This window comes from Microcoleus sp. B4-C1 (assembly GCF_036705285.1).
In the GTDB taxonomy this organism is placed as follows: Bacteria; Cyanobacteriota; Cyanobacteriia; order Cyanobacteriales; family Microcoleaceae; genus Microcoleus.
Map to the genome: position 1 here is coordinate 84636 of NZ_JAUBUC010000005.1, position 23942 is coordinate 108577.

General features: G+C 45.1%; 23 protein-coding genes and 1 CRISPR repeat array. Of the genes, 14 read left to right on the forward strand and 9 right to left on the reverse strand.

Annotated features, from left to right (window positions below):
- The first annotated feature begins 108 nt into the window (after positions 1 to 108).
- The 9 genes from cas10 to cas2 all read left to right on the forward strand — a co-directional run bounded on the left by cas10 (position 109) and on the right by cas2 (position 10728).
- A complete protein-coding gene (gene cas10 / locus QUB26_RS03350) occupies positions 109 to 3237 on the forward strand; it encodes a type III-B CRISPR-associated protein Cas10/Cmr2 (RefSeq protein ID WP_333316659.1) in 3129 nt (1042 codons plus the stop codon).
- A complete protein-coding gene (locus tag QUB26_RS03355) occupies positions 3234 to 4367 on the forward strand; it encodes a type III-B CRISPR module-associated Cmr3 family protein (RefSeq protein WP_333316661.1) in 1134 nt (377 codons plus the stop codon). The genes cas10 and QUB26_RS03355 overlap by 4 nt, the downstream gene beginning before the upstream one ends.
- Positions 4367 to 5278, forward strand: a complete 912-nt coding sequence (gene cmr4, locus QUB26_RS03360; RefSeq protein WP_333316662.1) for a type III-B CRISPR module RAMP protein Cmr4 — start codon at positions 4367 to 4369, stop codon at positions 5276 to 5278. Before QUB26_RS03355 ends, cmr4 begins: the two co-directional genes overlap by 1 nt.
- Before the next feature lie 2 nt (positions 5279 to 5280).
- Complete coding sequence (locus QUB26_RS03365; RefSeq protein ID WP_333316664.1) at positions 5281 to 5856, forward strand: hypothetical protein; 576 nt, start codon at positions 5281 to 5283, stop codon at positions 5854 to 5856.
- Positions 5857 to 7572, forward strand: a complete 1716-nt coding sequence (locus QUB26_RS03370) for an RAMP superfamily CRISPR-associated protein (RefSeq protein WP_333316667.1) — start codon at positions 5857 to 5859, stop codon at positions 7570 to 7572.
- An 82-nt stretch (positions 7573 to 7654) separates the two neighbouring features.
- A complete protein-coding gene (locus QUB26_RS03375; RefSeq protein WP_333316669.1) occupies positions 7655 to 8938 on the forward strand; it encodes a hypothetical protein in 1284 nt (427 codons plus the stop codon).
- Positions 8939 to 9139: 201 nt separating this feature from the next.
- Positions 9140 to 9421, forward strand: coding sequence for a CRISPR-associated protein Csx18 (gene csx18, locus QUB26_RS03380; protein WP_333316672.1), 282 nt, complete (start codon positions 9140 to 9142; stop codon positions 9419 to 9421).
- A gap of 32 nt (positions 9422 to 9453) precedes the next feature.
- Positions 9454 to 10443 (forward strand): CRISPR-associated endonuclease Cas1, encoded by a 990-nt coding sequence (gene cas1 / locus QUB26_RS03385; RefSeq protein WP_333316674.1) that lies wholly within the window; start codon positions 9454 to 9456, stop codon positions 10441 to 10443.
- A gap of 3 nt (positions 10444 to 10446) precedes the next feature.
- The gene (gene cas2 / locus QUB26_RS03390; RefSeq protein ID WP_333185230.1) at positions 10447 to 10728 is read left to right on the forward strand and encodes a CRISPR-associated endonuclease Cas2; all 282 of its coding nucleotides are present in this window, start codon (positions 10447 to 10449) and stop codon (positions 10726 to 10728) included.
- A gap of 187 nt (positions 10729 to 10915) precedes the next feature.
- A CRISPR array of direct repeats spans positions 10916 to 14718; the repeat unit is 36 nt; unit sequence CTCCCCACTCGTTGGGGAAACTAATTGAATGGAAAG.
- Between the two features lie 818 nt (positions 14719 to 15536).
- On the opposite strand, the gene QUB26_RS03395 is transcribed toward cas2, so the two are convergent.
- The 3 genes from QUB26_RS03395 to QUB26_RS03405 all read right to left on the reverse strand — a co-directional run bounded on the left by QUB26_RS03395 (position 15537) and on the right by QUB26_RS03405 (position 16412).
- Positions 15537 to 15950: a hypothetical protein gene (locus QUB26_RS03395; protein WP_333316676.1), complete on the reverse strand. Its 414-nt coding sequence runs from the start codon at positions 15948 to 15950 to the stop codon at positions 15537 to 15539.
- Positions 15947 to 16096 (reverse strand): hypothetical protein, encoded by a 150-nt coding sequence (locus QUB26_RS03400; RefSeq protein WP_333316679.1) that lies wholly within the window; start codon positions 16094 to 16096, stop codon positions 15947 to 15949. Before QUB26_RS03400 ends, QUB26_RS03395 begins: the two co-directional genes overlap by 4 nt.
- A 97-nt stretch (positions 16097 to 16193) precedes the next feature.
- Complete coding sequence (locus QUB26_RS03405; protein WP_333316681.1) at positions 16194 to 16412, reverse strand: hypothetical protein; 219 nt, start codon at positions 16410 to 16412, stop codon at positions 16194 to 16196.
- Between the two features lie 148 nt (positions 16413 to 16560).
- Here QUB26_RS03405 and QUB26_RS03410 point away from each other — a divergent pair, with 148 nt between their 5' ends.
- The 4 genes from QUB26_RS03410 to QUB26_RS03425 all read left to right on the forward strand — a co-directional run bounded on the left by QUB26_RS03410 (position 16561) and on the right by QUB26_RS03425 (position 19142).
- Positions 16561 to 17046, forward strand: a complete 486-nt coding sequence (locus QUB26_RS03410; RefSeq protein ID WP_333316683.1) for a hypothetical protein — start codon at positions 16561 to 16563, stop codon at positions 17044 to 17046.
- A gap of 212 nt (positions 17047 to 17258) precedes the next feature.
- Positions 17259 to 17849 (forward strand): ParA family protein, encoded by a 591-nt coding sequence (locus QUB26_RS03415; RefSeq protein WP_333316685.1) that lies wholly within the window; start codon positions 17259 to 17261, stop codon positions 17847 to 17849.
- Positions 17846 to 18097 (forward strand): CopG family transcriptional regulator, encoded by a 252-nt coding sequence (locus QUB26_RS03420; RefSeq protein ID WP_333316687.1) that lies wholly within the window; start codon positions 17846 to 17848, stop codon positions 18095 to 18097. Before QUB26_RS03415 ends, QUB26_RS03420 begins: the two co-directional genes overlap by 4 nt.
- Positions 18098 to 18257: 160 nt before the next feature.
- Positions 18258 to 19142 (forward strand): DNA/RNA non-specific endonuclease, encoded by an 885-nt coding sequence (locus QUB26_RS03425; RefSeq protein ID WP_333316689.1) that lies wholly within the window; start codon positions 18258 to 18260, stop codon positions 19140 to 19142.
- A 387-nt stretch (positions 19143 to 19529) separates the two neighbouring features.
- Here QUB26_RS03425 and QUB26_RS03430 read toward each other — a convergent pair whose 3' ends face one another.
- Entirely contained in the window at positions 19530 to 19925 is a 396-nt protein-coding gene (locus tag QUB26_RS03430; protein ID WP_333316691.1) for a nuclease A inhibitor family protein, read from the reverse strand.
- A 68-nt stretch (positions 19926 to 19993) separates the two neighbouring features.
- Positions 19994 to 20191 (reverse strand): ribbon-helix-helix protein, CopG family, encoded by a 198-nt coding sequence (locus QUB26_RS03435; RefSeq protein ID WP_333316693.1) that lies wholly within the window; start codon positions 20189 to 20191, stop codon positions 19994 to 19996.
- Between the two features lie 155 nt (positions 20192 to 20346).
- Here QUB26_RS03435 and QUB26_RS03440 point away from each other — a divergent pair, with 155 nt between their 5' ends.
- Positions 20347 to 21096: a hypothetical protein gene (locus QUB26_RS03440; RefSeq protein WP_333316695.1), complete on the forward strand. Its 750-nt coding sequence runs from the start codon at positions 20347 to 20349 to the stop codon at positions 21094 to 21096.
- 120 nt (positions 21097 to 21216) lie between these two features.
- Here QUB26_RS03440 and QUB26_RS03445 read toward each other — a convergent pair whose 3' ends face one another.
- The 4 genes from QUB26_RS03445 to QUB26_RS03460 form a co-directional block, all read right to left on the reverse strand.
- The gene (locus QUB26_RS03445) at positions 21217 to 21372 is read right to left on the reverse strand and encodes a hypothetical protein (RefSeq protein ID WP_333316697.1); all 156 of its coding nucleotides are present in this window, start codon (positions 21370 to 21372) and stop codon (positions 21217 to 21219) included.
- A 110-nt stretch (positions 21373 to 21482) separates the two neighbouring features.
- Positions 21483 to 22562 (reverse strand): hypothetical protein, encoded by a 1080-nt coding sequence (locus tag QUB26_RS03450; RefSeq protein WP_333316699.1) that lies wholly within the window; start codon positions 22560 to 22562, stop codon positions 21483 to 21485.
- 470 nt (positions 22563 to 23032) lie between these two features.
- A complete protein-coding gene (locus QUB26_RS03455; RefSeq protein ID WP_333316702.1) occupies positions 23033 to 23395 on the reverse strand; it encodes a hypothetical protein in 363 nt (120 codons plus the stop codon).
- A gap of 104 nt (positions 23396 to 23499) precedes the next feature.
- On the reverse strand, positions 23500 to 23823 hold the full coding sequence (locus QUB26_RS03460) for a hypothetical protein (protein WP_333316704.1): 324 nt from the start codon (positions 23821 to 23823) through the stop codon (positions 23500 to 23502).
- Between the last annotated feature and the right edge of the window lie 119 nt (positions 23824 to 23942).

Genomic DNA, 23942 nt, shown 5'->3' on the forward strand with positions numbered 1-23942 from the left:
ACTTAGGTAGCTGTAGGTTTTTCAAGAGATTTGATAAATATTGTAAATTGCGAGACTCGAAGCTGGCTCGGCTGATATATTGAGTGGAATCGTTAGCGAATAACAGCAATGTCAACATTCTGGCAAGCCAAAATTTGGGGATTGATGCACGATCCAGTCCTCAAGTCGCTGCATCGAGACATGAGTCGGGAGGGAGGATGGGGACAGTTGCAGTGCATGGAGGGCTGGAAGTCTCCGAAAGAACCCGCAACTCATTCCCAAACCAATTTGAATGGAACTTGGCTGAAGTATGTAGGATTGTGCGATTTGATCGCAGCCGCCAGCGATCGGACTACTGTTGGTAGACTGCCGCCGGAATATAGTGCCGTACTCTATGACAATCAAGGGTTACAGCTACGCCACTTGTTATCGGGAAAAGCACAAACTTTGATTTTAGAACAGTGGCACCACCGGATTATCGATCGTGATCGCGCGGAATTTTTAGATTGGGTTGAACAAACTGCACTCGATCCTATTAAAGAATGGAAAGATCCGCAAAAAGTATTTTGGTGGTTGTGGCGGTGTTATACACAGGCACTTTCTACCTCTTTGGGAGCAGCAACAGATGAGCCGTGCATTCATTTATTGCCCGCAGAAACGCGCATTCCCGATGCTTCTTTATGGAGTCACGTTACTATGACTTCTGCTTTAGCTGGAGGATTAGCAGGGTATTCCGACAATCTAGAAGATTATCCGAAAAAAGGCGATCGCAATTGGCCACGATCCCGCCCTCATGTCGCTACTTTCAGCTTTACCCCCGTACAAGAATTAATCAAATCCAGCCGCAAAATGCGAGATTTTTGGGCTGGTTCCTGGCTGCTGCACTATCTTTCTGCCAAAGTTTGTTGGGCGATCGCCCAGAAATACGGCCCCGATACTCTGCTTTACCCTTGTTTGTACGCCCAACCGCTAATTGACCACTGGCTATTACAAAAATATCCCGATTTTCAAGAGTGGATTAAACAGCCGCCCCAGCCAGTTTTGGAGCAACAATTACTCACAGCAGGATTTCCCAATGTCTTAGTAATGATCTTGCCTAATAACGATCAAGGTGCAGAAGCAACCAGCGGCAATCCAGTACGCGCAGCTATGGCTTATGCCGAAGCAACGCTTCATCAAGAATGGAAAAACATCGGGCAAAAAGTATTAGCTTTCCTGCAAGCCGACAAAACAAAAGGCGGCGAACAGTGGCGCAATATCAATTCCAAAACTTGGGAGGGCTGGTTAAAAACACAGTGGCAGACATACTGGACTGCACTGCCGATCGGTTCTTCTGATGCTGAACTACATCATTCTCCCCGCAAAGAAACTGAGTACAAAGCATGGATTCAGAAGCAAAATGACTTTGCTAATCCGCATCCAGCATTATTTATTAGACCGGAATACAATTTTATCGAAGCTGTATTTAGAAACACATCTCCCAAGTCGCAACAAAACCCCTCAGAACCGGAAACCAGAGCAGAATTTAGAGCCAAACAGCCTAATATGAATGCAGGCTCGTGGTGGGCGAGTATTTTTGACTCCCTTCGCTTCAGTCTCAATGCTGTTAAAAATTCTAGAACTTGGCAACTGCCTACTGCATTTGGTCCCCGTTCTACGGTTTCAGGAATAGGATCAGCCGTACATTCCACCTATAATTCCAAACACAATGATTGGGCTACGGAGGAACAAACTAGGGAATTTTGGTCTTATGATATGGGGTTATTCGACGGCATTGAACAACTCAATGCCACCGAAATCGTCAAGCGGGGTTTGCACCAAATTTTGCTCAAAGAACTGTTTCCAGGGGAATCCGAAAAGCAGCGGGGTAAAATACCTGTTCTTTATCCCGATTTGAGTTCGGGTGTAGCTGGCTGGCTGCGAACTATGGAAGCAGCAGGGAACCAGCAAGCTATTGATTACTTTTTGGAATCTTGTGCAAAAGTTGTCAATAAATTTACATGGACAAATGACGGTAAATATGCACCAGCTAATTTACCTTGGGGCATTCCTTGGATAGCCAAAAATCACAGTAATTGGTACAATCCGCGTTTGCTGAATGCTGGCTGGTTGATTGATGATTATCACCCAAAAAGCGATCGTCCTGACCAACTATTCACTCCCATTGAAAAACAAAAAGCGAAACGAGAAGAGTTGAGGAAACTGCGAGAATTCATTTCTCGATCATTTCCCCCTGGTAAGAATCCAACAGATTGGTACGTCTTAGCTGCTGGCGATGGCGACAGTATGAGTGAGTGGCTCAAAGGTACAAAGCTAAAAACATATAACCATTATCTTCCTGATGCTTTGCACCACAAGATTAATCAAATGCCGGAGCACTTCCGGGAGCCATTTCAAGAGTTTCTGGAAGTGCAAAAGCGCATGGGTCCAGCTACTCACAGTGCTTTGAGTCGTGCTTTGCTAGATTTTTCTAATCAATTAGTCCCGTATCTCACTGAACAGCGCTACGCGGGACGTTTGATTTACGGCGGTGGTGATGATGTTTTAGCCTATACAAATCTCTGGGAATGGGATAAGTGGCTGTGGGATATTCGCCAGTGTTTCCGAGGGGATAAAGATCCTTTGGGGGATTTAGACGAGCAAAAGCGAGAATTTGATAACGAAGGAGATTACTGGCGCTGGAATGGTGGCGAATTACCTGAAACTTTATCAAGTCGCCCTTTATTTACAATGGGACACAAGGCGACGATTAGTTTTGGCATTGTCATCGCTCATCATTCAGTACCTTTGGCAATCGCTTTGGAGAACCTTTGGGAAGCTGAAGATAAAGCCAAGAAGCACAAATCACCTGATGGTCAACAAAAAGATGCTGTACAAGTTCGCATTCTCTACGGTAATGGTAACATTTTGCAAGCTACCAGTAAGTTTGATGTGTTTCCTCAATGGCAAAAACTGGTTGCTCTTGATTTAGATAGCGCAATTTTTGAGCAAGCTGCCACTATCTGGAGCCAACATCCTGCACCGATATATGAGGCGATTGAGCCTTGGACAAATGCGTTTTGTAGTCGCCGAGAAGCTTTCAAAGGCGATGAATTAATGCAGAAACAATTTCAAAAATTATTAACGCAATTTTTGCAAGGATTATGGCAGACAACAGAAGCCGGAACCGAGTGCGATCTGCAAATTAACAACTGGCTGAAGCTCGCTGCCTTTCTTATCCGCAATCGCGACATCAAAGTAGGAGGTGAGTCTCAATGAATTGGTACACAATTACTCCTCTTGACGTGTTATTGTTCAGGGATGCCAAACCCTTTACGCCAGGAGCAAGAGCCTGGGCAAGTAGCACTTTTCCTCCCAACGGACATACCATTGCCGGTGCCTTGCGGAAACTGCTAGGAGACAAGACAGGGTTGCAAATTACTGGCCCGTTTCTGTGTCGAGACGAAAGCCTTTATTTCTCTCGTCCCATCGGGTTTGTCGGCTCAATTCCCCTCGTGCCTTTAGCGTGGGATAAAAACTCTAACTTACAGCAAGCCTTGTGGGATAAACAACAGCCTTGTCCTTTGGTAAAAACTTCGGCTCGCAACAAGGAGGATGAACGCAAAGATGAGGAAATTGGTAATTACAAATTCAGGGAATATTTGCCATTTACAACTGTAGAAAACTATTTACACTCTGGTAAAATTAACAGAGGTGACTGGCTGACAGAAGACAAAACAAAAACAGAAATTGAACCTTGGTTAGTTGAAACTCGCTCGCACAATGCCCTTCAAGAAGGCACGCGACAAGTCGAAGACGCTGACGGGTATTTTGTCGAAAATGCGATTCGTTTAAAAGAAGGTTGGAGTTTGGCGATCGGTCTCACCCTCAATGAAACAGATAAAACCATCCCAATACCAGCAATAATTCAATTAGGCGGTGAAGGACACCGGGCTATCTTGCAGCGTGTAGAAGCCTTAGATAACCAATGGAAAAGGCTCAAAAAGTTATCCAAAGATAACTTCGATCAACGTGGCAAATCAATAGCCTATCTCGTCACTCCTGGAGTATTTGAACGCCGGGAGAGTAATAATAACCGTCAATCCGTGTGTCGTGCGTGGCCCTCGGAATGGAAATTAGCTCATGCAGTTAATAGCAATCAAACAATTGGGCCATTAGTCAGCGTTTCAACTGCTAGCGCACTGCCAATAAGCTGCCGCATTCGAGCCAAAGATGCGCCTGAAAACAGTATTCCAGCACCCCAAGTGTTTGCCGCGCGTCCCGGTAGTTTGTATTACTTGAATCAACCGGAAAAGTTGTTTCAGGAGGATACAGAAACTAAGGTGCGCGTTTGGCGGCAGTTAGGTTACTCGGAATTGTTGTGGATTAATTACAAGGAAGAAAAATAATGACAGACTTTCGGATTGGATATTTGTACAGTCTTGCTCCCATTCACTGTGGCGGAGAAGGTGATTTGGGCAATATTTTAGAAATTGCCCGCGAAGTTCACACCAATTTTCCATACATTCCTGGTTCCTCATTGCGAGGAAGTCTCAGAGATGAAGTAACCCAATTGAACCCAAATGATGCTAATGCCCTATTTGGTAAAGAATTGAATGGGGACGGACAGATGGGAGTCCATCAAGTTTGGTTTGGCGATGCTCGCTTGCTGTGGGTTCCTATGCGAACAATGTCTAGCGGAAATCGAGATGTTTTTACTTGGGTAAGTTGCCATTCTTTAATTCGCGATCACGCTTTAATTGCCAAGTTACCGGGGGCAATATTTCCCGATCGCCCTGTTGGCACTCAGCCTGGAAATTACATGGTTGCTGATGCTCAACTGCAAGTTATTGCAATGAACGATGACCAAAAAAAGGCGATCGCACTTGCTGGAACTTGGCCGGATTCTCTCGAAAAATCAGTGAAACCAACTTGGGAAAAAAGCTGCATAGTTTTGCCAGATGCAGATTTCCAAGTTTTGATGGAACACTGTTTGTGGACGCAGATCCGCAACAAAATTCAAGAAGGAAGCCAAGGGGCGACATCAGAAGGTTCGGCCGAGGTATTTTGGACAGATATCTGCATTCCTCGCGATACGATTTTGTACTACGCTTGGGGTTACAGCTTGCTCAAAAATAACCCAGTTACATCCGAACAACATGAGTTATTAATGAGCGCAGTACAAGGACTAATTCAAGTTGGCGGTCAAGCCAATGTCGGGCGGGGCTGGGCGCAAAGTTGGGTAGCCGATAGCGCCGTGCCAAAAGCTATTCAATCATCTGAACAATCTGATAAAAATACTACGGCTGTAGGGAGTTAATCATGAGTAAAAAACTAAAATCATCTCAGTTTTTCAAAGGTGCAAAGCCCGCCCAAAACTCAGAAAATACTGCTCAGGAAAAAGTTCCTAATACTGCCACGAATTCTAATCCGGTAATTAACCAAAATCTAGTAATAGCTAATCCGCAAAGTTCACAAAAAAGTTCAGCCGTGGTTCAGCCAGAACAAATGAGTTTAACTGCTCATCAGCACATTCAAGAATACTTGAAAGCTGCGAATAAAGCCCATATTGAAAAAGAAGACTTGAATGCTGTATTGCGGCTGTCGCAGCACTTGCGCGTCTTTGGATTGCTTTCTGCTGTTGGCTACTTGAATCAATCCAACGCTCAAGAAAATAATGAAACTCGCAAGCGAACAGTGCCAGTTTGGGGGTTGCTTTTAGGGCAAATGTTGGGGAAAAAAAATGCCAGCAATGCTCTAGAGCGCCTGGAGTTGATGGAAACAGTTGTAGAAATGGCTAGGCAAAATCCAGGGGAATATATGGCAGCTTGGCGCAAGTCTCTAATATTAGCTGAACAGTGGAATTTTTGGGCAAGAGCTTACACAAAGGGGGAATAAATGTACGCTGGAAATCAATTAATTCAACTGCTGCAAAAACAGCATCAAGCTAGAGGTAATTCTGATTTATTTCAAATAGGCACATTTACCATTCAGTGGCGGGCTAAAGTCGGTTCTTTCCCCCATCCAGACGGAGAAACAATCGTCTCTGCGGGCGAACCGTGCGGCGCGTGGCGTCCGCGTCAAGGGAGACCTGAAGATAAGCGAAATGTGGAGAAAAATTTGCAAGAGTTGCCAACATTACCGCTCAATGGCTATATTCCAGGGTCGGGAATTCGCGGGTTAGTGCGATCGTGGGCAAAACAGCGCCCACAAATTCAACAGAGAATGCGCGAATTGTTGGGCTATCAACAGGATAATACTATCAGCGCTGGCAAAATTGAATTTTTAGATGCTTGGCCGAAAGAACCGACTAAACTAACTCTTGATATCGTCAATCCTCAAGAACCATTTCAAGTTTTTCACGAAGGACAAAGCACTCCGCTGTCATTTTATGCCTTGGGTGATGGAGAAAATACGATCGAGCTAACTGTTGCTATTCGAGGCATTCCGGGCAAAGCAAATGCTGCTGAAGTGGCAGAAGTTTGGGGATGGGTGCAGCAAGCTTTAACGCTTTACGGTGTCGGAAGTCGCACTGCTTCGGGTTATGGCGCGATGATCGCATCTCATGACATTTCTAAACCAACTCTTGACCCCAACTATGCTGGCAAAACATTTGATTTTAGCCTTTACAGTCAGGGATGCTACGGGGCTGATTCTCCCCGTCCAGGTCATAGCGGTGAAGTTGAATTGCGCCCTTCTCACTGGCGCGGGTGGTTGCGCTCGTGGGTTTTGCGGTTTTTGTTGGGAGTAATGTCAGAAGTTAATGCCAAAAAAACATTAGGTGAATTGTTCGGAGTTTTGGAACCTGATAGTTTCAAAGGGTGCGTTAAAATCCAAATGATTAAAGGAGAAATTTGGGGCGAGATATCTAACAACCAACCTAAATTTTACACTTGGAAAGGTAAGTTACAAATTAGCGCACCTAAAGATATCTTGAGCAAAATTATTCTGCCCGTAATTCGATTTGCAGTTATGGTAGGCGGTGTTGGCCGAGGATGGCGCAGGCCCTTGCATATCTTTGTCATGAACAACGGTAGAGATGCTGCGAGAGGCACTTATTTAAGCTTAACTCACCAAGTCAAAAATCCCGATACTCAAAGAATGCAAAACAAGCTTTACGGCTTAGGTTTGAATCAGTCAGCTTGGACAAAAACTTATCAGGATTGGCTGAATGCCGTTCAAGTTCAATGGCCAAACAGATTTAGTCAGGGTCAAAATCCCAAAGCGGAAGTTTTTTCACCAACAACTTGTGCTGTTTATATTCTGCCCGACCCCGATGAAGAGCCTGTAGACAAAGAAAACCAGGAATGGAGTCTTACCAATCCTGTGAATACTCGCGGTTGTGGCATGAATTTAATTTACCAACCGAAGTACAAAAGAAAGAGTGATGTAGGTGGCGATGCAGGTAATGGCAATGCTCACTGTTCTTGGGCAAGTATCAAGCGGGTTAATGTTTCCAATAAAAGTGTAGGAAGCAAATGTCAAGAGGTTGTCTGTCTGTTTATGGGCGGACAAACTCCCCTATCAACTCATCTTCGCACTGACTTTCTTAAAGAGTTAGCCAAAATTTTAGATGCCGTTCATATATTTGGCGTTCAACCGCCGAGTTCCTAATTTATTTTTCCGTAGGGTGCGCCGTGGCGCACCTTACCAACTGTCCCAGTAAAAATCCTAACAAATTATTCAGGTAACAACAATGGCAAGCAGCATCGTTCTCTCCTTCGTCGGTCAACAAGACCCCTACTCCGAAAATACCAGCCAAGAAGGTTCGATCGCCACCCTGATCCGCCACCTTCTCGACCAAAACTACAGCCTTCGCCGCGTCATTCTCCTTCACACTGAAGATGTGGCTCAAAAAGCTAATGATACCAAACATTGGCTGCAAGACAAACCTTTTAACCTCCCAGAAGAAAGCATCGAATTAGTCCCCGTTGGCGCAGAACTTTCCACCGATCCCGTCAGTCTATTATTAGCAGTTCAAGAAGCTCGAAAAGGTCTAGAAAAAGCAGTTCCCTTCTTAAGTAAACAAGATAGATTAGAATTTAATGCTTCCTCTGGAACGCCTGTTATGAAAACTTCCTGGAGCCTTTTACAAGCAGCGGGATATGCTCCACATAGTTCAGTTTGGCAAGTGCGAAATCCTAGAGAAATGAAAGAGGGGCAGCCTCGCGTTTTTCAAACTAATGTCGATACTTTAAAAAATGAATTTGATTTCAAAGTTGTCAAGCGACAACTTGAAGATTATAATTATAGTGGCGCTTTAGTCACTATCAAAGATAGTAATCTTTCCATCCCGCTGATTATTGGTTTACTTGAGTACGGTCAGTATCGTCTCGCTTTTGACTTTAACCGGGCTTTTAACGCTATCCAGCCTTTTGTTAATCATGTGGAACCTGAATTCATTTCAGAAATCAGCAGTCTCCGTCAAAAAAATCGAATAGCCCTGTTTAAAGAAGTTTATTTCAAAGCTCTAACTAAGCTGGAAAATCAGCAATATGCGGATTTTTTGGTAGACGTATTCAGGTTTCAAGAAGGATTCCTCCGCTTTTTAGTAGAAACTAAATTGGAATTTAACTTGCCAGAAAAGTTTACAGATACGCTCAACTTTTGGAACAGCATTAAACAAGTCGATGCTGGAAAAATTAACGATTTTCTAAAAAACTATACCCTGCCCAGTGGTGGAAAGCTTAAGAATTTAGAAGGGTTTCCCTCCCGTCTGGTGCTGATGGCAATTTTGGAATACTATCAGCCCGAGTTTGGTAAATTGTTGGAATCTCTCCGACAATTAAACGATTATTGCGAACAGCGCAACCGCTGCGTCCACAGTTTTGAAGGGGTTTCGGAACTAGAAGAGGCAGGAAAAATTGTTAAGATATTGCGGGATATTTTGCAGCAAAAAATAACCGTGCCGGAAAAGAATCCGTTTAATGTTCTTAACAGTAAAATCTTTTCTTTACTGACCAAGTGTTTGCATAGCTAATGGCAAATTAGTGAGACGCGATCGCCCGTTACGAACTCCAAATATTATATCGATCGCCTACCAATAAATCTGCCATAGCTTCACCCATCCGCCACGGGTTTTAAACCCCAGGCGGACTAAGGGACTTAACTAAAATTGTACTTTTAGCGTGCATCTACAGCCAAACTTTACCATCCATGTTCAACACAAAATAGCACAAATATGTACATCACATCTCGCGCCTCCACAATCCGCAACTTTTCCCTCGCAGCCGTCAACGGCACTATCACTCTCATCATTCTCCTCATCGCACCCCTGGGATTAGCTGCCGTAATCTCTAACACATTCCTTGTCACAGTAGCCACTTTTTTTGCATCGACAATCGCCGACCAAATCGTTCGCTATCTCCAACCTTCTCGCACCCAAGAAATCCAAACCTTAGAATCTACCCCAGAATCGTCGCAAATTAGCCCGCGCCGTGATTCCCAAAATTTAGACAGATAACCAACAATTTTGCAGCGGCGGGTTTATTGCTTATGCGTACCGTCTACATTTCTCAGCCCGGTTGTTACGTTTCCTTGCACCAAGAAATGCTGGTCATCAAAAAAGGCGAATCTGTACTCGGTGAAATTCAGCTTCCTCTCCTCGAACAACTGCTGATTTTTGGTCAATCTCAAGTCACGACTCAAGCAATTAGGACTTGTCTATGGCGGAATATTCCCATCGCTTATCTTTCCCGCATGGGTTACTGTTACGGGCGGATTCTTCCCATTGAACGCGGCTACCGCCAACTTTCTCGCTACCAGCAACAGTTGTGTTTTGCAGAACGTTTGCAGGTGGCCAGACGCATCGTGCAAGCTAAGCTGAAAAATAGCCGCGTTATCCTGATGCGACAGCAGCGACGACAAGCTTCTGATGTCATTGCTTTTGCGATCGACTGTTTGGAACATTTAATCAAAAAAGCTGGGGAAGCTGAAACTATTGAGAAGTTGATGGGGATGGAAGGTGCGGGGGCTGCTCAGTATTTCTCGGCTTTTGAAGAGTGTTTGAGCCATCCTGATTTTGTGTTTGTCGGCAGGTCGCGCCGTCCTCCTGGTAATCCCGTTAATGCTATGCTCAGTTTTGGCTATCAAGTTCTCTGGAATCATTTGTTGAGTTTGATCGAATTGCAAGGTTTAGATCCGTATTCGGCTTGTTTGCATCAGGGAACGGAACGCCATGCAGCTTTGGCTTCGGATTTGATTGAGGAATTTCGGGCACCTATTATTGATTCGTTAGTTACTTATTTAGTCAACCGCCGATTTGTGGATGCTGGCAGCGATTTTGTCTACAGTAACGGCGGTTGTTACCTAAATGATACTGGCAGGCGCAAGTACCTGAAAGCTTTTTTAGAACGCATGGAGGAGGAAATTGAAACTGACTCTGGCAAGCAGCCTAAGTGGGATTTACTGAATCAACAAATCAAAGCCTACAAACAGTTTGTTTACAACCCAACCGAGCTTTACAAACCTTACCAAATTCGTTAAGCCGTGCTTTTCTACGTGGTGATTTACGATATTCCCGACAACAAACGGCGCTCTAAAGTACATGATTTGTTGGAAGGTTACGGGACTTGGGTGCAGTATAGCGCTTTTGAGTGCGTACTCAGTCGAGCTAAGTTTGATGAATTACGATCGCGAGTTGAGCAAAAGGTAAATCTCGAAGAGGATAGCATCCGGTTTTATCCGGTGTCGCGCCATACTTTGGGACAGGTGGAGGTTTTGGGAGTGGGAGCGCCGGTGACAAAAGCACCGGGGTCAGTGATTATTTAGCTAATGCTGCGAGGCTGGCAGTAAATTCACTCAAACGACCTTTTTCCGTCGCGAGCCTCGCTACATTACTGGGTAAGGGTTTCAGCGATTATTTTAAGCCAACACAGGTTTAAGTTTCACAAAAAATATCTGAGCCTCGCAAAGGGCCTCTAGACACCTTGCGCTGTCTTGGGTGTATCATAGAGGACTCCCCACTCGTTGGGGAAACTAATTGAATGGAAAGATCAACTACTACTGTAGTGTGATGAGACGTGTCTTGCCTCCCCACTCGTTGGGGAAACTAATTGAATGGAAAGGCAAGTGTCATGATTGGTTTTTCCTTAGTTTTTGATCTCCCCACTCGTTGGGGAAACTAATTGAATGGAAAGTTGTGCGGGCTTTCAAACCTACCCACATCTGGGATATCTAACTCCCCACTCGTTGGGGAAACTAATTGAATGGAAAGACAGTGGCGAATGAGTCACCAACTACTACACCAACAGGACTCCCCACTCGTTGGGGAAACTAATTGAATGGAAAGTAAACGTGCGATTTCCGTGACGCCTGATAATTTTTCCTCTCCCCACTCGTTGGGGAAACTAATTGAATGGAAAGAATGGCAGACTTTGTATTGGTGAACCAGTTAGTTGTTGTCTCCCCACTCGTTGGGGAAACTAATTGAATGGAAAGTTAAACAGTTTATTCAAAATGCTTGTGGAAACAACATTTCCTCCCCACTCGTTGGGGAAACTAATTGAATGGAAAGTGCATTCAGTCCTTGTTTAAATTCGGTTTCTTCGCTGTCATCGGCCTCCCCACTCGTTGGGGAAACTAATTGAATGGAAAGTAATTCGTTTTTCGAGTGCGCGAACTCTTACTTGTACCTCCCCACTCGTTGGGGAAACTAATTGAATGGAAAGATTTTCTGAAGGAGGGGGAGATTCCATTTATAGGTAGCTCGCTCCCCACTCGTTGGGGAAACTAATTGAATGGAAAGCCTCAATAAATTCAATTGCTTCTGTTGCAGTCGAGTCTCCCCACTCGTTGGGGAAACTAATTGAATGGAAAGCAGCTAAGTTCAAGTTATTTATTTCAGGCAAAATAACTTCTCCCCACTCGTTGGGGAAACTAATTGAATGGAAAGGCAAAAGAAGCGATAGCTGTCAGTTGATTGATGAAATACTCCCCACTCGTTGGGGAAACTAATTGAATGGAAAGCGTAAACCGCTCCGAAGCGACTGTTAGCTTTACCGCTTCCCTCCCCACTCGTTGGGGAAACTAATTGAATGGAAAGATGCCATAAGATTCTCGTCAGCCTTGGGCTTCGCACTCCCCACTCGTTGGGGAAACTAATTGAATGGAAAGCCCGTGTACGTCCCGGTCTGCCGGATACTAGGTAATACTTGTCCGTAACTCCCCACTCGTTGGGGAAACTAATTGAATGGAAAGTCTAAGTAGCCGATCGCTACCTCCTTTGAGAAGAATCTCCCCACTCGTTGGGGAAACTAATTGAATGGAAAGTTGGCATAAACTACGCCAAGATGTGTGTTTACGCTGATGGCTCCCCACTCGTTGGGGAAACTAATTGAATGGAAAGTAACTTGATTGCCGGGGCGAGGTTGCGATTGTGGACTCCCCACTCGTTGGGGAAACTAATTGAATGGAAAGATTGCTCGCTTCTCATATCGGGCATGAGTACGATCGCGCCTCCCCACTCGTTGGGGAAACTAATTGAATGGAAAGGTGCACGTCTTGAGATATCAGGGAGATTTATTCTCTCCCCACTCGTTGGGGAAACTAATTGAATGGAAAGTTTCGGCAGACCGATCGCGCCAATACTCACCTTTGATAAACTCCCCACTCGTTGGGGAAACTAATTGAATGGAAAGTAACGATTACTTTGTCGCCAATTACTTTTATTTCCACGTCGCTCCCCACTCGTTGGGGAAACTAATTGAATGGAAAGCCTGTTCCAAACAAAGAATCAAATTGCATAATCATTCTCCCCACTCGTTGGGGAAACTAATTGAATGGAAAGCCACCAATATTGTCTTGATACGCCCGGTACAGCAAAAATCTCCCCACTCGTTGGGGAAACTAATTGAATGGAAAGATTCGTGCTGCGTAGCATTGAAAGTATCCGATCAAAATCTCCCCACTCGTTGGGGAAACTAATTGAATGGAAAGTTGTTCTGTTAATCTGGTTTAAAATATAGTACAACCCTCCCCACTCGTTGGGGAAACTAATTGAATGGAAAGTTTTGTCATGCTTTTTATCATCGCAGTTATTCGCTTTGTGCACTCCCCACTCGTTGGGGAAACTAATTGAATGGAAAGTGTATTTCTAGTAGGTTCCAGGGTTCGATCGTCAGCACTCCCCACTCGTTGGGGAAACTAATTGAATGGAAAGAAGCTCGACTCTTTTTGTTCGCCAAACTTGCGAATTTTTCGCATTGAACTCCCCACTCGTTGGGGAAACTAATTGAATGGAAAGTGCTGATGGCAGGAGAGAAATACACTCACCAGTATCGCTCCCCACTCGTTGGGGAAACTAATTGAATGGAAAGTTTTAGTGCTAAACCTATTAGGGTTGAGAATATTTTGACTCCCCACTCGTTGGGGAAACTAATTGAATGGAAAGTGCTTTTTTATCAAAACCTTTGTGCGATTCATGAATTGTAAACCTCCCCACTCGTTGGGGAAACTAATTGAATGGAAAGCATAAGTACACTTGACCGTCTACTACTTCCTTTATACTCCCCACTCGTTGGGGAAACTAATTGAATGGAAAGTTGACTGTAAAATGTGAGCGTAAATTGTGAGTAACACTCCCCACTCGTTGGGGAAACTAATTGAATGGAAAGTTATTCTCTTTAGCTCTTTGGCTATCAGTAGCTTATGTCTCCCCACTCGTTGGGGAAACTAATTGAATGGAAAGTTTAAAACCGCTGGTATTTTGTACTGGAATTCTAACTCCCCACTCGTTGGGGAAACTAATTGAATGGAAAGTTGTTTACCGCCGGCGTGATAGCCTTTGTCAATCGCCGGTACGCTCCCCACTCGTTGGGGAAACTAATTGAATGGAAAGTTTTTGCCGAATTTCCTTGCTGAATTCTCAAAAAGTTTACTCCCCACTCGTTGGGGAAACTAATTGAATGGAAAGTTGACCTATAAAATTAAACTTAACCATATTACTCCCCACTCGTTGGGGAAACTAATTGAATGGAAAGGAGAACCAGGCACTTAGTATTTCCGCTCGATAAGGCTCCCCACTCGTTGGGGAAACTAATTGAATGGAAAGAAATTTCCTTTTTGCTCAACGAATCCGTAAAAATCTCCCCACTCGTTGGGGAAACTAATTGAATGGAAAGTAGGGATTCTAAGCTGTCTAAAATAGCCTGAATTCCCTCGCTCTCCCCACTCGTTGGGGAAACTAATTGAATGGAAAGACTGTTGGAGTTGCCGAAAACTCCACCGCTGGCGTTTCACTCCCCACTCGTTGGGGAAACTAATTGAATGGAAACAATTAAACGGCCCTGGGCGTTGACCAGAACAACTTCGTACAAAGCTAGAGTTCCCTTAAGACAGTCAGCATGATATCTCCCCACTCGTTGGGGAAACTAATTGAATGGAAACATGAGATATTTAGTAGGTATAACTTCTTTTCTCTTATCCTCCCCACTCGTTGGGGAAACTAATTGAATGGAAACAGCTTTAAGGTCTGTCATTTGAATTTCTAGTTGTTCTCCTCCTCCCCACTTGTTGGGGAAACTAATTGAATGGAAACATTATAGTCATTGCCGCTTCTAACTCTGGGTCATCTTCTCCTCACTCGTTGGGGAAACTAATTGAATGGAAACCCGGTGTCAGAAATCTTGGCATACCTCACCGTCCATGTCCTCCCCACTTGTTGGGGAAACTAATTGAATGGAAACCAAGCGGACTTGAATCCGTAGCGGGCGATCGACTCAATAACTCCCCACTCGCTGGGGAAACTAATTGAATGGAAACGCTAAAACAAAATTCGTGGAAGTCTTCTATTAATGCGACAGTTTAAGGGCAACCATAAATAGCTGTTGACAAAAGACTAGATTTCTAATAGCCTAGTTTTGGGGGGATGCCTTTAGGGGACGCCTCTACCGCATAGAGTAACGTCTTTAAGGCATCGTCCTATCCCCCAGCCGAAGGGTTACGGCACTGTCTAGCAAGTTAACTTGTCACTTGCTAGAAATACATAGCTAAGACAAAGTGTGTCGAAGTCTTCTATTAATGCGGAATCGAAGGAGGCTTCGACTTCACACGACACCGCAAACAGAAATTAAAAAATCAGAGCCTTCTGTAGTGCTAAAAGCTCTAAGTTTTCAACCTCTGGAAAACTTCAAACACAAACTTTTACAACTCAAATTTCAGCAATTAATCCGAATTGCGAAGGATTAACAAGCACAAAAAAAGCCCCATAATCGGGGCGGGTTTATTATATTGTTGGTTTCTGACATAGAGGGTTGGTGAAACTAGCCTCTACGAGAATTGGGGCAGACACGATCGCTTATTATGGAGTCACCAAAACCCGATCGTCCGCTGTTTTGACAATCTCAGGATTCTGCAAACCTAAATCTTGTAAAACTGGTTGAATGGAAAAAACCGATCGCAGCTACGGAAATTAACGCTAATTAAATGGAAACGGGCGATCCTCAAAGTTCAAGAGATACCAAGTTTTCATTGGAAGCTCCCCACTTGTTGGGAAAACTTCTGTTTCTTAACCCAGTCAATTCCTCCGAGCGATCACCACCTTCCAAGTACAGCGATCGCCATCAATATCCAAAGAATCCTTATCCCTCAATCTCTTTCAAACCATCCTCCAACAGCATCCGCACAATATCCACTTTCTTGCGCCCTGTCCTGGCTGCCAGCATCGACAGTTTACGGTGCAGAGTTTCGGACATATCCACAGTAAACCTGACCGTAGCTTCTTTATCGGGTGCTTGCAGTTTACTCATAAGGCTACGCTCCTTTGATTGAATAGGTACAGGTTCTGGTGCTGATACTGGTGGCTGCGGTGGTGTTGCGACTGGCAATGCAGCTTCTGGTGTTAGAGATGCTGTGGGCGTTGGTGGTGGCGATACAAGTTCTGGGGGCGTTGGTGATGCAGCTTCCGGTTCTGTTGGTATGAGTGCAGCTTCCCGATCGCCAAAAACAAATTCTTCGATCGCGCTACCGAGTGGTTTGCGTTTCTTGGTACTCATGTCAGCGCTCCCATGATTTCCTTAAACAATCGGCTGTACTCTTTACCAGAATCTTTGCCAGGTTGACCGCCCAAATCCCACACCGTAGCTGCTTGCCCCCCAGAATCAGCAATCACTTGTTTTTGATGAACGACTGATTTGAACACTTTCTGGAAAATTGACAAAAGGATTCGATCGCTCTGGCTAAGCTCCTGAGCCTGGAAAATATAGATAGCTTTTTCTAGACTTCAATCATCTAAACATTCAATCATCTAGACATTCAGATGAACTCAGGATTAAACCTACGATCGTAACAATCGCCTCATTCAAGGCGGAGTCGGGAAAACTACCACAGCGCTGCATTTGACGGCTTACTTGCAAAGCGCCCGCTTTGTTGCTAGATGACGACCTCAACCGCAGTGCGTTGGATTGGGCAGCGCGGGGTTCCTTGCCGTTCAAAGTAGTAGATATGACGGATGACAACCCCGTTAAAACCCATACTAAGAATTGATTGTGCTATAGTAGCACACACAGGCATACCTTAGAAAAAATAGCGCCGCTTACAGTATGCCTTTAAAGCACAGTAACGGCATACTCCGGTCAGCATCTTTTCCATCCCGAACCAGAGCCAATGGCAACCAAGAACATCAGAATTGTGGGCTATTTGCCACCCGACTACCACCAAAAGTTGCGCGACTACATGGTAGAGCAATCTCTAACGGAAAGTGCCGCGCTCGCCAAAATCATCAAGCAATTCTTTGAAGCAGTCCCAGCGCTCTCGGCCGAAACGGTAGCTTCCGAAACCAGGGAAACTTTCGCCCAACTGCGATCGGAAATTGCCGATTTACATGGGCGAGTCGCAGCTTTGGAAACAGCAGAAATTCAACGCCAATTCAATAAAACTTCTCCCAAAAACTTTGGAGCAGAACAGCCACAAATAACACTGCGCCCCCTGAAAGCTGCTGACCTAGCAAAACGGTTGGGAGTAAGTGCCGAAACTATTGAAAGTGCTGCTGCTCAAGGCAGCAGTTCCTTTGTTGAATGGAGCAAACGGCGAGATCCTGGTTCAAGAGCATGGCACAAAAAGGGCAACTTTTACCATCCGAATCCAGATTAAGGTAGAACGATGTAGCTGCTTTGATTTGTGGGAAGCTCCACCGCCTCTCATCGCCTACAACCGAGCGCTACGTTGTTATCCTTAATTAGCCGAGCCAACCCGCCCTATAACTCGCTCAATACGGCATCATTTTAAACATTCAATCATTCAAATGTCTAGACATTTAGATGATGAGGCAGTAAAGTTGAGTTAATCAACGTAACGATAAACCTATGATCGTGACAATCGCCTCATTCAAGGGCGGAGTCGGAAAGACAACTACAGCGCTGCACTTGGCAGCTTACTTGCAAACCAAAGCGCCCACGCTTTTGGTAGACGGCGACCTCAACCGCAGTGCTTTGGATTGGGGTGCTCGTGGTTCCCTACCGTTCAAAGTGGTGGATGAAAAGCAAGGCGTGCGATATGCCAGAGATTACGAACATATTGTCATCGACACACCTGCACGACCAGACCCCGATGAACTCAAAACTGTAGCAGAAGGGTGTGACTTGCTGATTTTGCCGAGTTCTCCCGATGCGATGGCCCTCACTGCGATGTTGCAAATGGTGGAAGCTCTGCATTCCCTAAAATCGAATTACCGCATTTTGCTCACCCTCATCCCACCTGCTCCGAGTAAAGTCGGGATAGAGTCTCGGAGAACCATCGAGAAAGCCCAGTTGCCGATATTCAAAGCTGAGATCAGGCGGCTAGCAGTATTTCAAAAAGCTGCCCTCGCCGGGGTTCCTGTAAACGCTATCAAAGACCCTTATGCCAAAGCTGCTTGGGGTTGTTATGCCGCTGTCGGCAAGGAGATATTGCCATGAGCCGCTTTGATGATTTACTGAAGGCCAAGAAACTCAAACCTGGGGAACCTGACATCGCCCCCGCACCCCCGCCCGCACTGCCTAAAAGCAAAGACCCAAACTTTGTCAGGGCCACGGTTTACCTGCCCAAACAAATGCACCGCGACCTCAAATCTGCTGCCGCGCAATCAGGTGAAGAAATCAGCGAGCTGGTTGAAAAGTCGGTCGCTCAATACCTCCAGCAGCTTAGCGCTAAGATAAACACTTAAGCATTTGAACATTTGAACATTTGAATGATTGAATGTTGAGAGTTTTTTCTTTTATTTGCAGCAGTTACCTTTTCGGTCAATCGCTGCATTCTTGAGTTCGTGTACTGTTGGGTGCGTATGTTGGTAAGCTGGCACTGGACTCATAAGGGAGCGGTGCAGCATGAAGAAAATATGGCAGTTGGGGGCGATCGCTCTGATTTTGGGGATGATGGCTGGCTGCAATCTGACATCAGCCCCGCCATCTTCACGAACGCCTGTTTCTCCTAAACCAAGAGTGCAGAAACCGACAACGCAGCCACCGATCGCTTCGGCAACCAACAACCGCAACTTACTTCTGGGCAATCCCAGCAATGCAGCTCCCAGTGTTGCCAACATCGACAACTACCTGATGGTAAAACCCCAGTACGTGCTTTCTTACAACAGTAAGACTAAGACCGCCAACTGGGTTTCATGGCAGCTTAATAAATCTTGGATTGGAGCAGCCGATCGCCAAGACAACTTCCGCCCCGATGATTCCCTACCCGCGACTTGGTACAAAGTCCGACCCAACGATTACACGGGAAGCGGTTACGACCGGGGACACATTGCACCCAGTGCCGATCGTACCCGCAACGAAGCCGACAACAGCAGCACATTCCTGATGACCAACATGATGCCTCAAGTGCCAGAAGTTAACAGAGGTGTGTGGGGTGATTTAGAAGATTACTGTCGCGAATTGGTGCAGCAGGGCAAGGAACTTTACATAGTAGCGGGGCCCGTAGGGAGGAAAGGCAGCATCGGCAAAAAGGAGAAGATTGCAGTGCCGTCTCGAAATTGGAAAGTTATCGTGGTGATGGATAGACAAGGATTAGGGATGCAGGGAGTTACAGCCGACACGAGGACGATCGCTGTGATGATGCCCAACGATGCCAGCGTCAAAGGCAAAGGATGGAAAAGCTTTCGAGTTTCCGTGGCAAGAGTTGAACGGGAGACGGGGCTGAATTTCTTATCTAATGTGTCGCCCCAGATTCAGCAAGTCATTGAAAGTAAAGTTGATAGTCAGTAAAAAAGGAATACAACTTACTTTTTTGCTTGAGGCTTTTAACCAACTGCATTAACATTTAGCATTAGGAATCCGTAAGAAGCGATGAATAGAATAAACTTGATTAGCCAGTTAATCCTGAAATTATATTCTCGATCGAGGTAAGACCAGAGGGGAGGAAAAACAATTAGGAACATAAAAAAGGAAGCTATAATACCCATCTGGTATGGCTTGCCCTCTGTGTAAGAGAAAAATAATAAAATTCCTATCATAACCAAACAGTAAAGAGAAGCAAGCCAACTAAATACTGTGCCGATCGTGCTCATATTACAACCTCTGTTCCTGGCTCTAATGATGGTTGCTATAACTCAATAATTAACAAACAATCATAGTTCACCCTGTCTGTTGCAATCAAGTCTCCACCAGTTTCGTAGACAGCCCCGCCAATCCGCCACCGTCCGTCACCCCAATGATGTACGCATCAATCTCAATGCTCCCCACTCGGTAAACCTGCAACTGGGATAGGTTTTGCTTGAGTGTGTTCACCAAGTTCTGAAAGCGCTTCACTGTTTCCCGTTCCTCTTCATCGTGCCAATCCTCTTCTTGGGTGGCGATCGCAAAGAAATCATCAACGCTCACTACTTTTACGAGAGCATCGGGTGGATGATTCGTCAGTTGCAGAAGTTTCGCCGGAGTTAACTCTCCCTGTGCCGACCAGGTAATGACTTCAAAGGGGGCATCGGTTTCGCTGAGGAAGAGTAAGTTTTTGGAAGCAGAAGAGAGTTGGTCGGCGATCGATTCGGTCATGGTGGCAATGATTTTAAATGGTTGATGCTAACAAATTGCATTGAGAATAAAGAAAAAATACGAATGCCCTAATCCCCTGATGTTTCCTGGTTCACCGCACTCACTTGCAGCATCCCGCGCCCTATCCTTTCGAGTAATTCCGATCGGGAAATGTTTAGAGAATCTGCCATCGCATCTATGCCATTGACCGCAGTTGGCGTAATGGAAACCGTAATGCGCGTCTTCATTTCGTTGTACTCCGTCAGCGGTTGCCCTTTTTTTCTCATTTTTATTTAGTATGTCTTATTCTTTCAAGTCACACTAGCCAAGCATTGAACAAGTATGACATACAATTATAGTATAATTTAAAAGCGAGCGCCTCTACCGACTGGACATCTGAGGAAGCGCTCGCTATCACCATTTCGCAAAGGTGCAACCAAATATGCTAGCAGAAAGAGCGACGATTTACTTGGGGAACATTCCCCTGGAAGTTTTCATGCTGCCCGACGTTCAGTATGTGCTGAGCCAAACCCAGGTAGCTGAGGCTGTTGGAAAAACAAAAGTTTCGTTCGGCGACTTTTTGGTCTCTAAAAGCCCAGAAGCGTTACCCTATAAAGGTTTTCGCAGTAAGAAAGCCTCAATCAAGGGAAACAATGTCCAGATAAATATTATTCCCATTGATTTAGCAGTTGCGTACTGGACAAAAGAGGCAATTGTTGGGAATGTGACGGCAGCACGTTTGTTGGGTGCTTGTGCTGCTGAATCAATCGAACGGCGTGCCGATAGTGCATTTGGAGTACAGCGAGCAGAGGAAGAGCGACAAGAGTTAATGAGGATTCGGCTAGAAGGTAAGCGCATCCGCCGACGGCTCACGGATGCCATCAAAAGCTACATCGATCGCCATCCCGAACTCTCTGAAAACAACCGTAAGTGGCTCTACGTCAATGCCAGTCAGCGAGTAACTTTAGTTGTGTTTGGACGCAAAGCTAAGAAACTAGCTGAAGACTTGGGCGTTACTCCTGACAACCTACGAGATGCGCTAACACCGGATGAATTGATTTTGCTTCAGGAAGTGGAAGATACGGCAGTGCGATTGATTGATATTCAGGATATGCACCCGGATGATGCCATCCAACAAACTGCTGAAAGATTGCTGATAAGCGTGCAAAATAGAGCTTTGAAGCTGAAATAATGGTTTATAATGCCTCGGTTTAAGGCTGGGGCTTTCTTGTTTTTATAGCTATCGATCGCCCTCAATCTCCTTCAACTTCCACCTGCAACTTCATCAGTTTGAGCCGATGCTACTGGACAATTAACCAGAGTTTACAAAGGTGGCATACACAATTGCTGCGTTGGGACAGCGGACTTGGAAGCGATCGCTCTGGAAATCCCAAAACTCCTGAAACTCCTGAAACTGTTTGTGGTAATGACGCTGGGTGAGTTGTGGTGTGTAGAGGCGATCGCTCACTCATGTGAGGGACAAGAAATGTGGGGTCGATTCTTCTCAATAGGATAAAGGATTTTTCAAGACAGCCAAACTTTTCTCTTAACTAGCTGTCCTCTACTTCTCAAATACTGCTAGGCTACAAAAATTGTTTGACCGTTGGTTAAACGGCTAAAGTCATACTTTGTGCTACCAGCTATGAGTTCTTCAAACCCAGAAGTATTCATGATAATGCTATCCTTGGTGAAGTTGACCCCTGTTCCCGATATTCCAACGGTATAACTTCCTGACGTTAACTCCAGTGTGTCTTTCCCGTTTCCACCATCGAAATTACCGCTACCGAAACCCTTGAGATAGTCTTTACCATCTCCTAAAAACACGCTGCCATTGCCGACGAAATCTCCACCAAAACCTCCATCAGCAATGATGGAGTCGTTACCCTTACCAGTATTAATGATACCGTAGTTCTCGATGCCATCTCTGATGCCAATGGCAGTGATTGTGTCGTTACCATCACCAGTATTGAGAATGCTGCCTATCGTGTTGGCAATGCTGACAAAGCCAGTACCAGTAATTATGTCATTGCCATCGCCAGTATCCATAAATTCCGATTGGTTGAGGATGCCGATGCCAAATTCAGCGGTGCTAGTGCCAGTGATTGTGTCGTTACCATCACCAGTATCGAGGATTGAAATGTTGGCGAGGCCAACACGACCAATAGCAGTGATTATGTCGTTACCATCGCCAGTCTTTATGATGCCATCCTGATTTGTGATTCCCACGCCTCCCTGCTCCTGGCTAATGCCAGTGATGGTGTCGTTACCATCGCCAGTATCAATGATGCCTCTGTTGCCGTTGTAAATGCCATCACCAAAAAAGGAATCTTTTTTCTGGTTGTGGATGCCCGTGATTATGTCGTTACCATCCCCAGTATTAATGATGCCTCCTTCGTTGCGAATGCCAGCACTCAAAGGGTTCGTGGGTTCGTTTTCATTTTGATTGCGGATACCAGTAATTATGTCGTTACCATCGGCGGTATTGAGTGTGCCGATGTTATAGATGCCACTGATACTGTTGCCAGTGCCAGTGCCAGTGATTATATCGTTGCCCGCAAGAGTGTTAGCGACACCCGTATTGACTATTTCCTCCACTCCCGACGCGAGGACAACATCAGCTCGGTTGGTAAACGTTAGACTTGAAAGTTCGATCGCCATTGGAAGACCTCGCTATTAAGAAACAAATCAAAGAATAGATGTTACTGCTTATATTTGTATCCCAAGCCACAGAATCCTATTCTGTAATGTTTTATTTCTTAACATAGGCAAAGGTATTTGATGAGACAGCTTGCTCCTAAAGGTTTTCTAGGCTAAAAAGAATTAATAATTGACGGCTATTCTGGCAGTGAACGGTTTCAACAGTAGAACCAAAATCACATATTCAGCTAGAAACAAGAGGCTGGAATCTGAAATAAGGATTTATTGCGCTTCGGTTTAACAGCACTTGAACAAATTACCAGCAAACAGAACATCCAACCTGCTATGTGACAAATACATCATCATTATCTAGAATTTGCTGAATAATCAATCGCTTTGCCAAGAACAGGAGCGATCGATATATTCAATCGGTTTGGTTAGGTAACGGCAACCTTGGCAACTTTCTTCGTCGGTCGCGATATCGATCGTCTTTACTCTCCTTCAACTTCCACCACCAACTCATACACCCTCAAACTCGGATGTTCGCCAATCAGCCGCCAGCCATATCCTTCAACCGTTGGTGAAGGTCGCGCTCCTTGGCGATACAGAAAAATTGGCTCATTTCTCATCAATGCTGTGAATATCTCCCGCTCTCTATCCTGACTGTCATCCCAGATTAGGTGAGCTTTGCCGAAGTAGCCAGCACCCATCAAACTAGCAAACAGCCATTCCATCAAAGCTTGCTGCTCATCTTGGTTAAGCGTGGATTCACCGTAAGTGTCGATTATGGGTGTTTTGGATTTGGGCTTGAGCGATGCGATGAGGGCGGTGACTAGGTTGATGTACTTTTTCATTGGTCGGTGGAGATGCGTCTACTTCCTAGTATGCGATGGCTGTCACTCAAAATTAAAGCTTAATCTTAGCTGTACTTAAGAGTTCGATCGATTGGGATTACGGATCAAGATTTTTGTTGCCAATAGGCTAGGGATTTATCTAGCGCTTCACTCGCTAGTACATCTCCTTTTTTAGCTAAATTGGATAGAGCATTTTGGGCTGCACAACGTGTCTTTACAATATTACCCATCGAGCTTTTGGAGAGTGCTGCAATAGCGGCTAAGTCGCCCTGACCGATATCACCCAGTTTAGTCAATATCTGAGCACCCGTTCCATCATAATTGCCCCAGATATACCACTGCTGCAATACATCTAAAACCTCAGATACAGTTGTGGCAGCTTCAAGACGAGTCAAAATATAATTATCTTCATTACCACAGTAGCTCATGCTGGTTTCCTCTCTTTTGAATCAATTGGTAGTTGCAGGTAACTGAATAACAGTTGGGTTGATACTAGATTTTACTCTTTAGAAGTGCAAGGTTCGTTTTAACGAGAGGTGGTGTAGAT

Bases quoted from the DNA above. Each gene is read 5' to 3' on its own strand.
- cas10 (WP_333316659.1), top strand. From the start codon at position 109: ATGTCAACATTCTGGCAAGCCAAAATTTGGGGATTGATGCACGATCCA.
- QUB26_RS03355 (WP_333316661.1), top strand. From the start codon at position 3,234: ATGAATTGGTACACAATTACTCCTCTTGACGTGTTATTGTTCAGGGAT.
- cmr4 (WP_333316662.1), top strand. From the start codon at position 4,367: ATGACAGACTTTCGGATTGGATATTTGTACAGTCTTGCTCCCATTCAC.
- QUB26_RS03365 (WP_333316664.1), top strand. From the start codon at position 5,281: ATGAGTAAAAAACTAAAATCATCTCAGTTTTTCAAAGGTGCAAAGCCC.
- QUB26_RS03370 (WP_333316667.1), top strand. From the start codon at position 5,857: ATGTACGCTGGAAATCAATTAATTCAACTGCTGCAAAAACAGCATCAA.
- QUB26_RS03375 (WP_333316669.1), top strand. From the start codon at position 7,655: ATGGCAAGCAGCATCGTTCTCTCCTTCGTCGGTCAACAAGACCCCTAC.
- csx18 (WP_333316672.1), top strand. From the start codon at position 9,140: ATGTACATCACATCTCGCGCCTCCACAATCCGCAACTTTTCCCTCGCA.
- cas1 (WP_333316674.1), top strand. From the start codon at position 9,454: ATGCGTACCGTCTACATTTCTCAGCCCGGTTGTTACGTTTCCTTGCAC.
- QUB26_RS03395 (WP_333316676.1), bottom strand. From the start codon at position 15,950: ATGAGTACCAAGAAACGCAAACCACTCGGTAGCGCGATCGAAGAATTT.
- QUB26_RS03410 (WP_333316683.1), top strand. From the start codon at position 16,561: ATGGCAACCAAGAACATCAGAATTGTGGGCTATTTGCCACCCGACTAC.
- QUB26_RS03415 (WP_333316685.1), top strand. From the start codon at position 17,259: ATGATCGTGACAATCGCCTCATTCAAGGGCGGAGTCGGAAAGACAACT.
- QUB26_RS03420 (WP_333316687.1), top strand. From the start codon at position 17,846: ATGAGCCGCTTTGATGATTTACTGAAGGCCAAGAAACTCAAACCTGGG.
- QUB26_RS03425 (WP_333316689.1), top strand. From the start codon at position 18,258: ATGAAGAAAATATGGCAGTTGGGGGCGATCGCTCTGATTTTGGGGATG.
- QUB26_RS03430 (WP_333316691.1), bottom strand. From the start codon at position 19,925: ATGACCGAATCGATCGCCGACCAACTCTCTTCTGCTTCCAAAAACTTA.
- QUB26_RS03435 (WP_333316693.1), bottom strand. From the start codon at position 20,191: ATGAGAAAAAAAGGGCAACCGCTGACGGAGTACAACGAAATGAAGACG.
- QUB26_RS03440 (WP_333316695.1), top strand. From the start codon at position 20,347: ATGCTAGCAGAAAGAGCGACGATTTACTTGGGGAACATTCCCCTGGAA.
- QUB26_RS03450 (WP_333316699.1), bottom strand. From the start codon at position 22,562: ATGGCGATCGAACTTTCAAGTCTAACGTTTACCAACCGAGCTGATGTT.
- QUB26_RS03455 (WP_333316702.1), bottom strand. From the start codon at position 23,395: ATGAAAAAGTACATCAACCTAGTCACCGCCCTCATCGCATCGCTCAAG.
- QUB26_RS03460 (WP_333316704.1), bottom strand. From the start codon at position 23,823: ATGAGCTACTGTGGTAATGAAGATAATTATATTTTGACTCGTCTTGAA.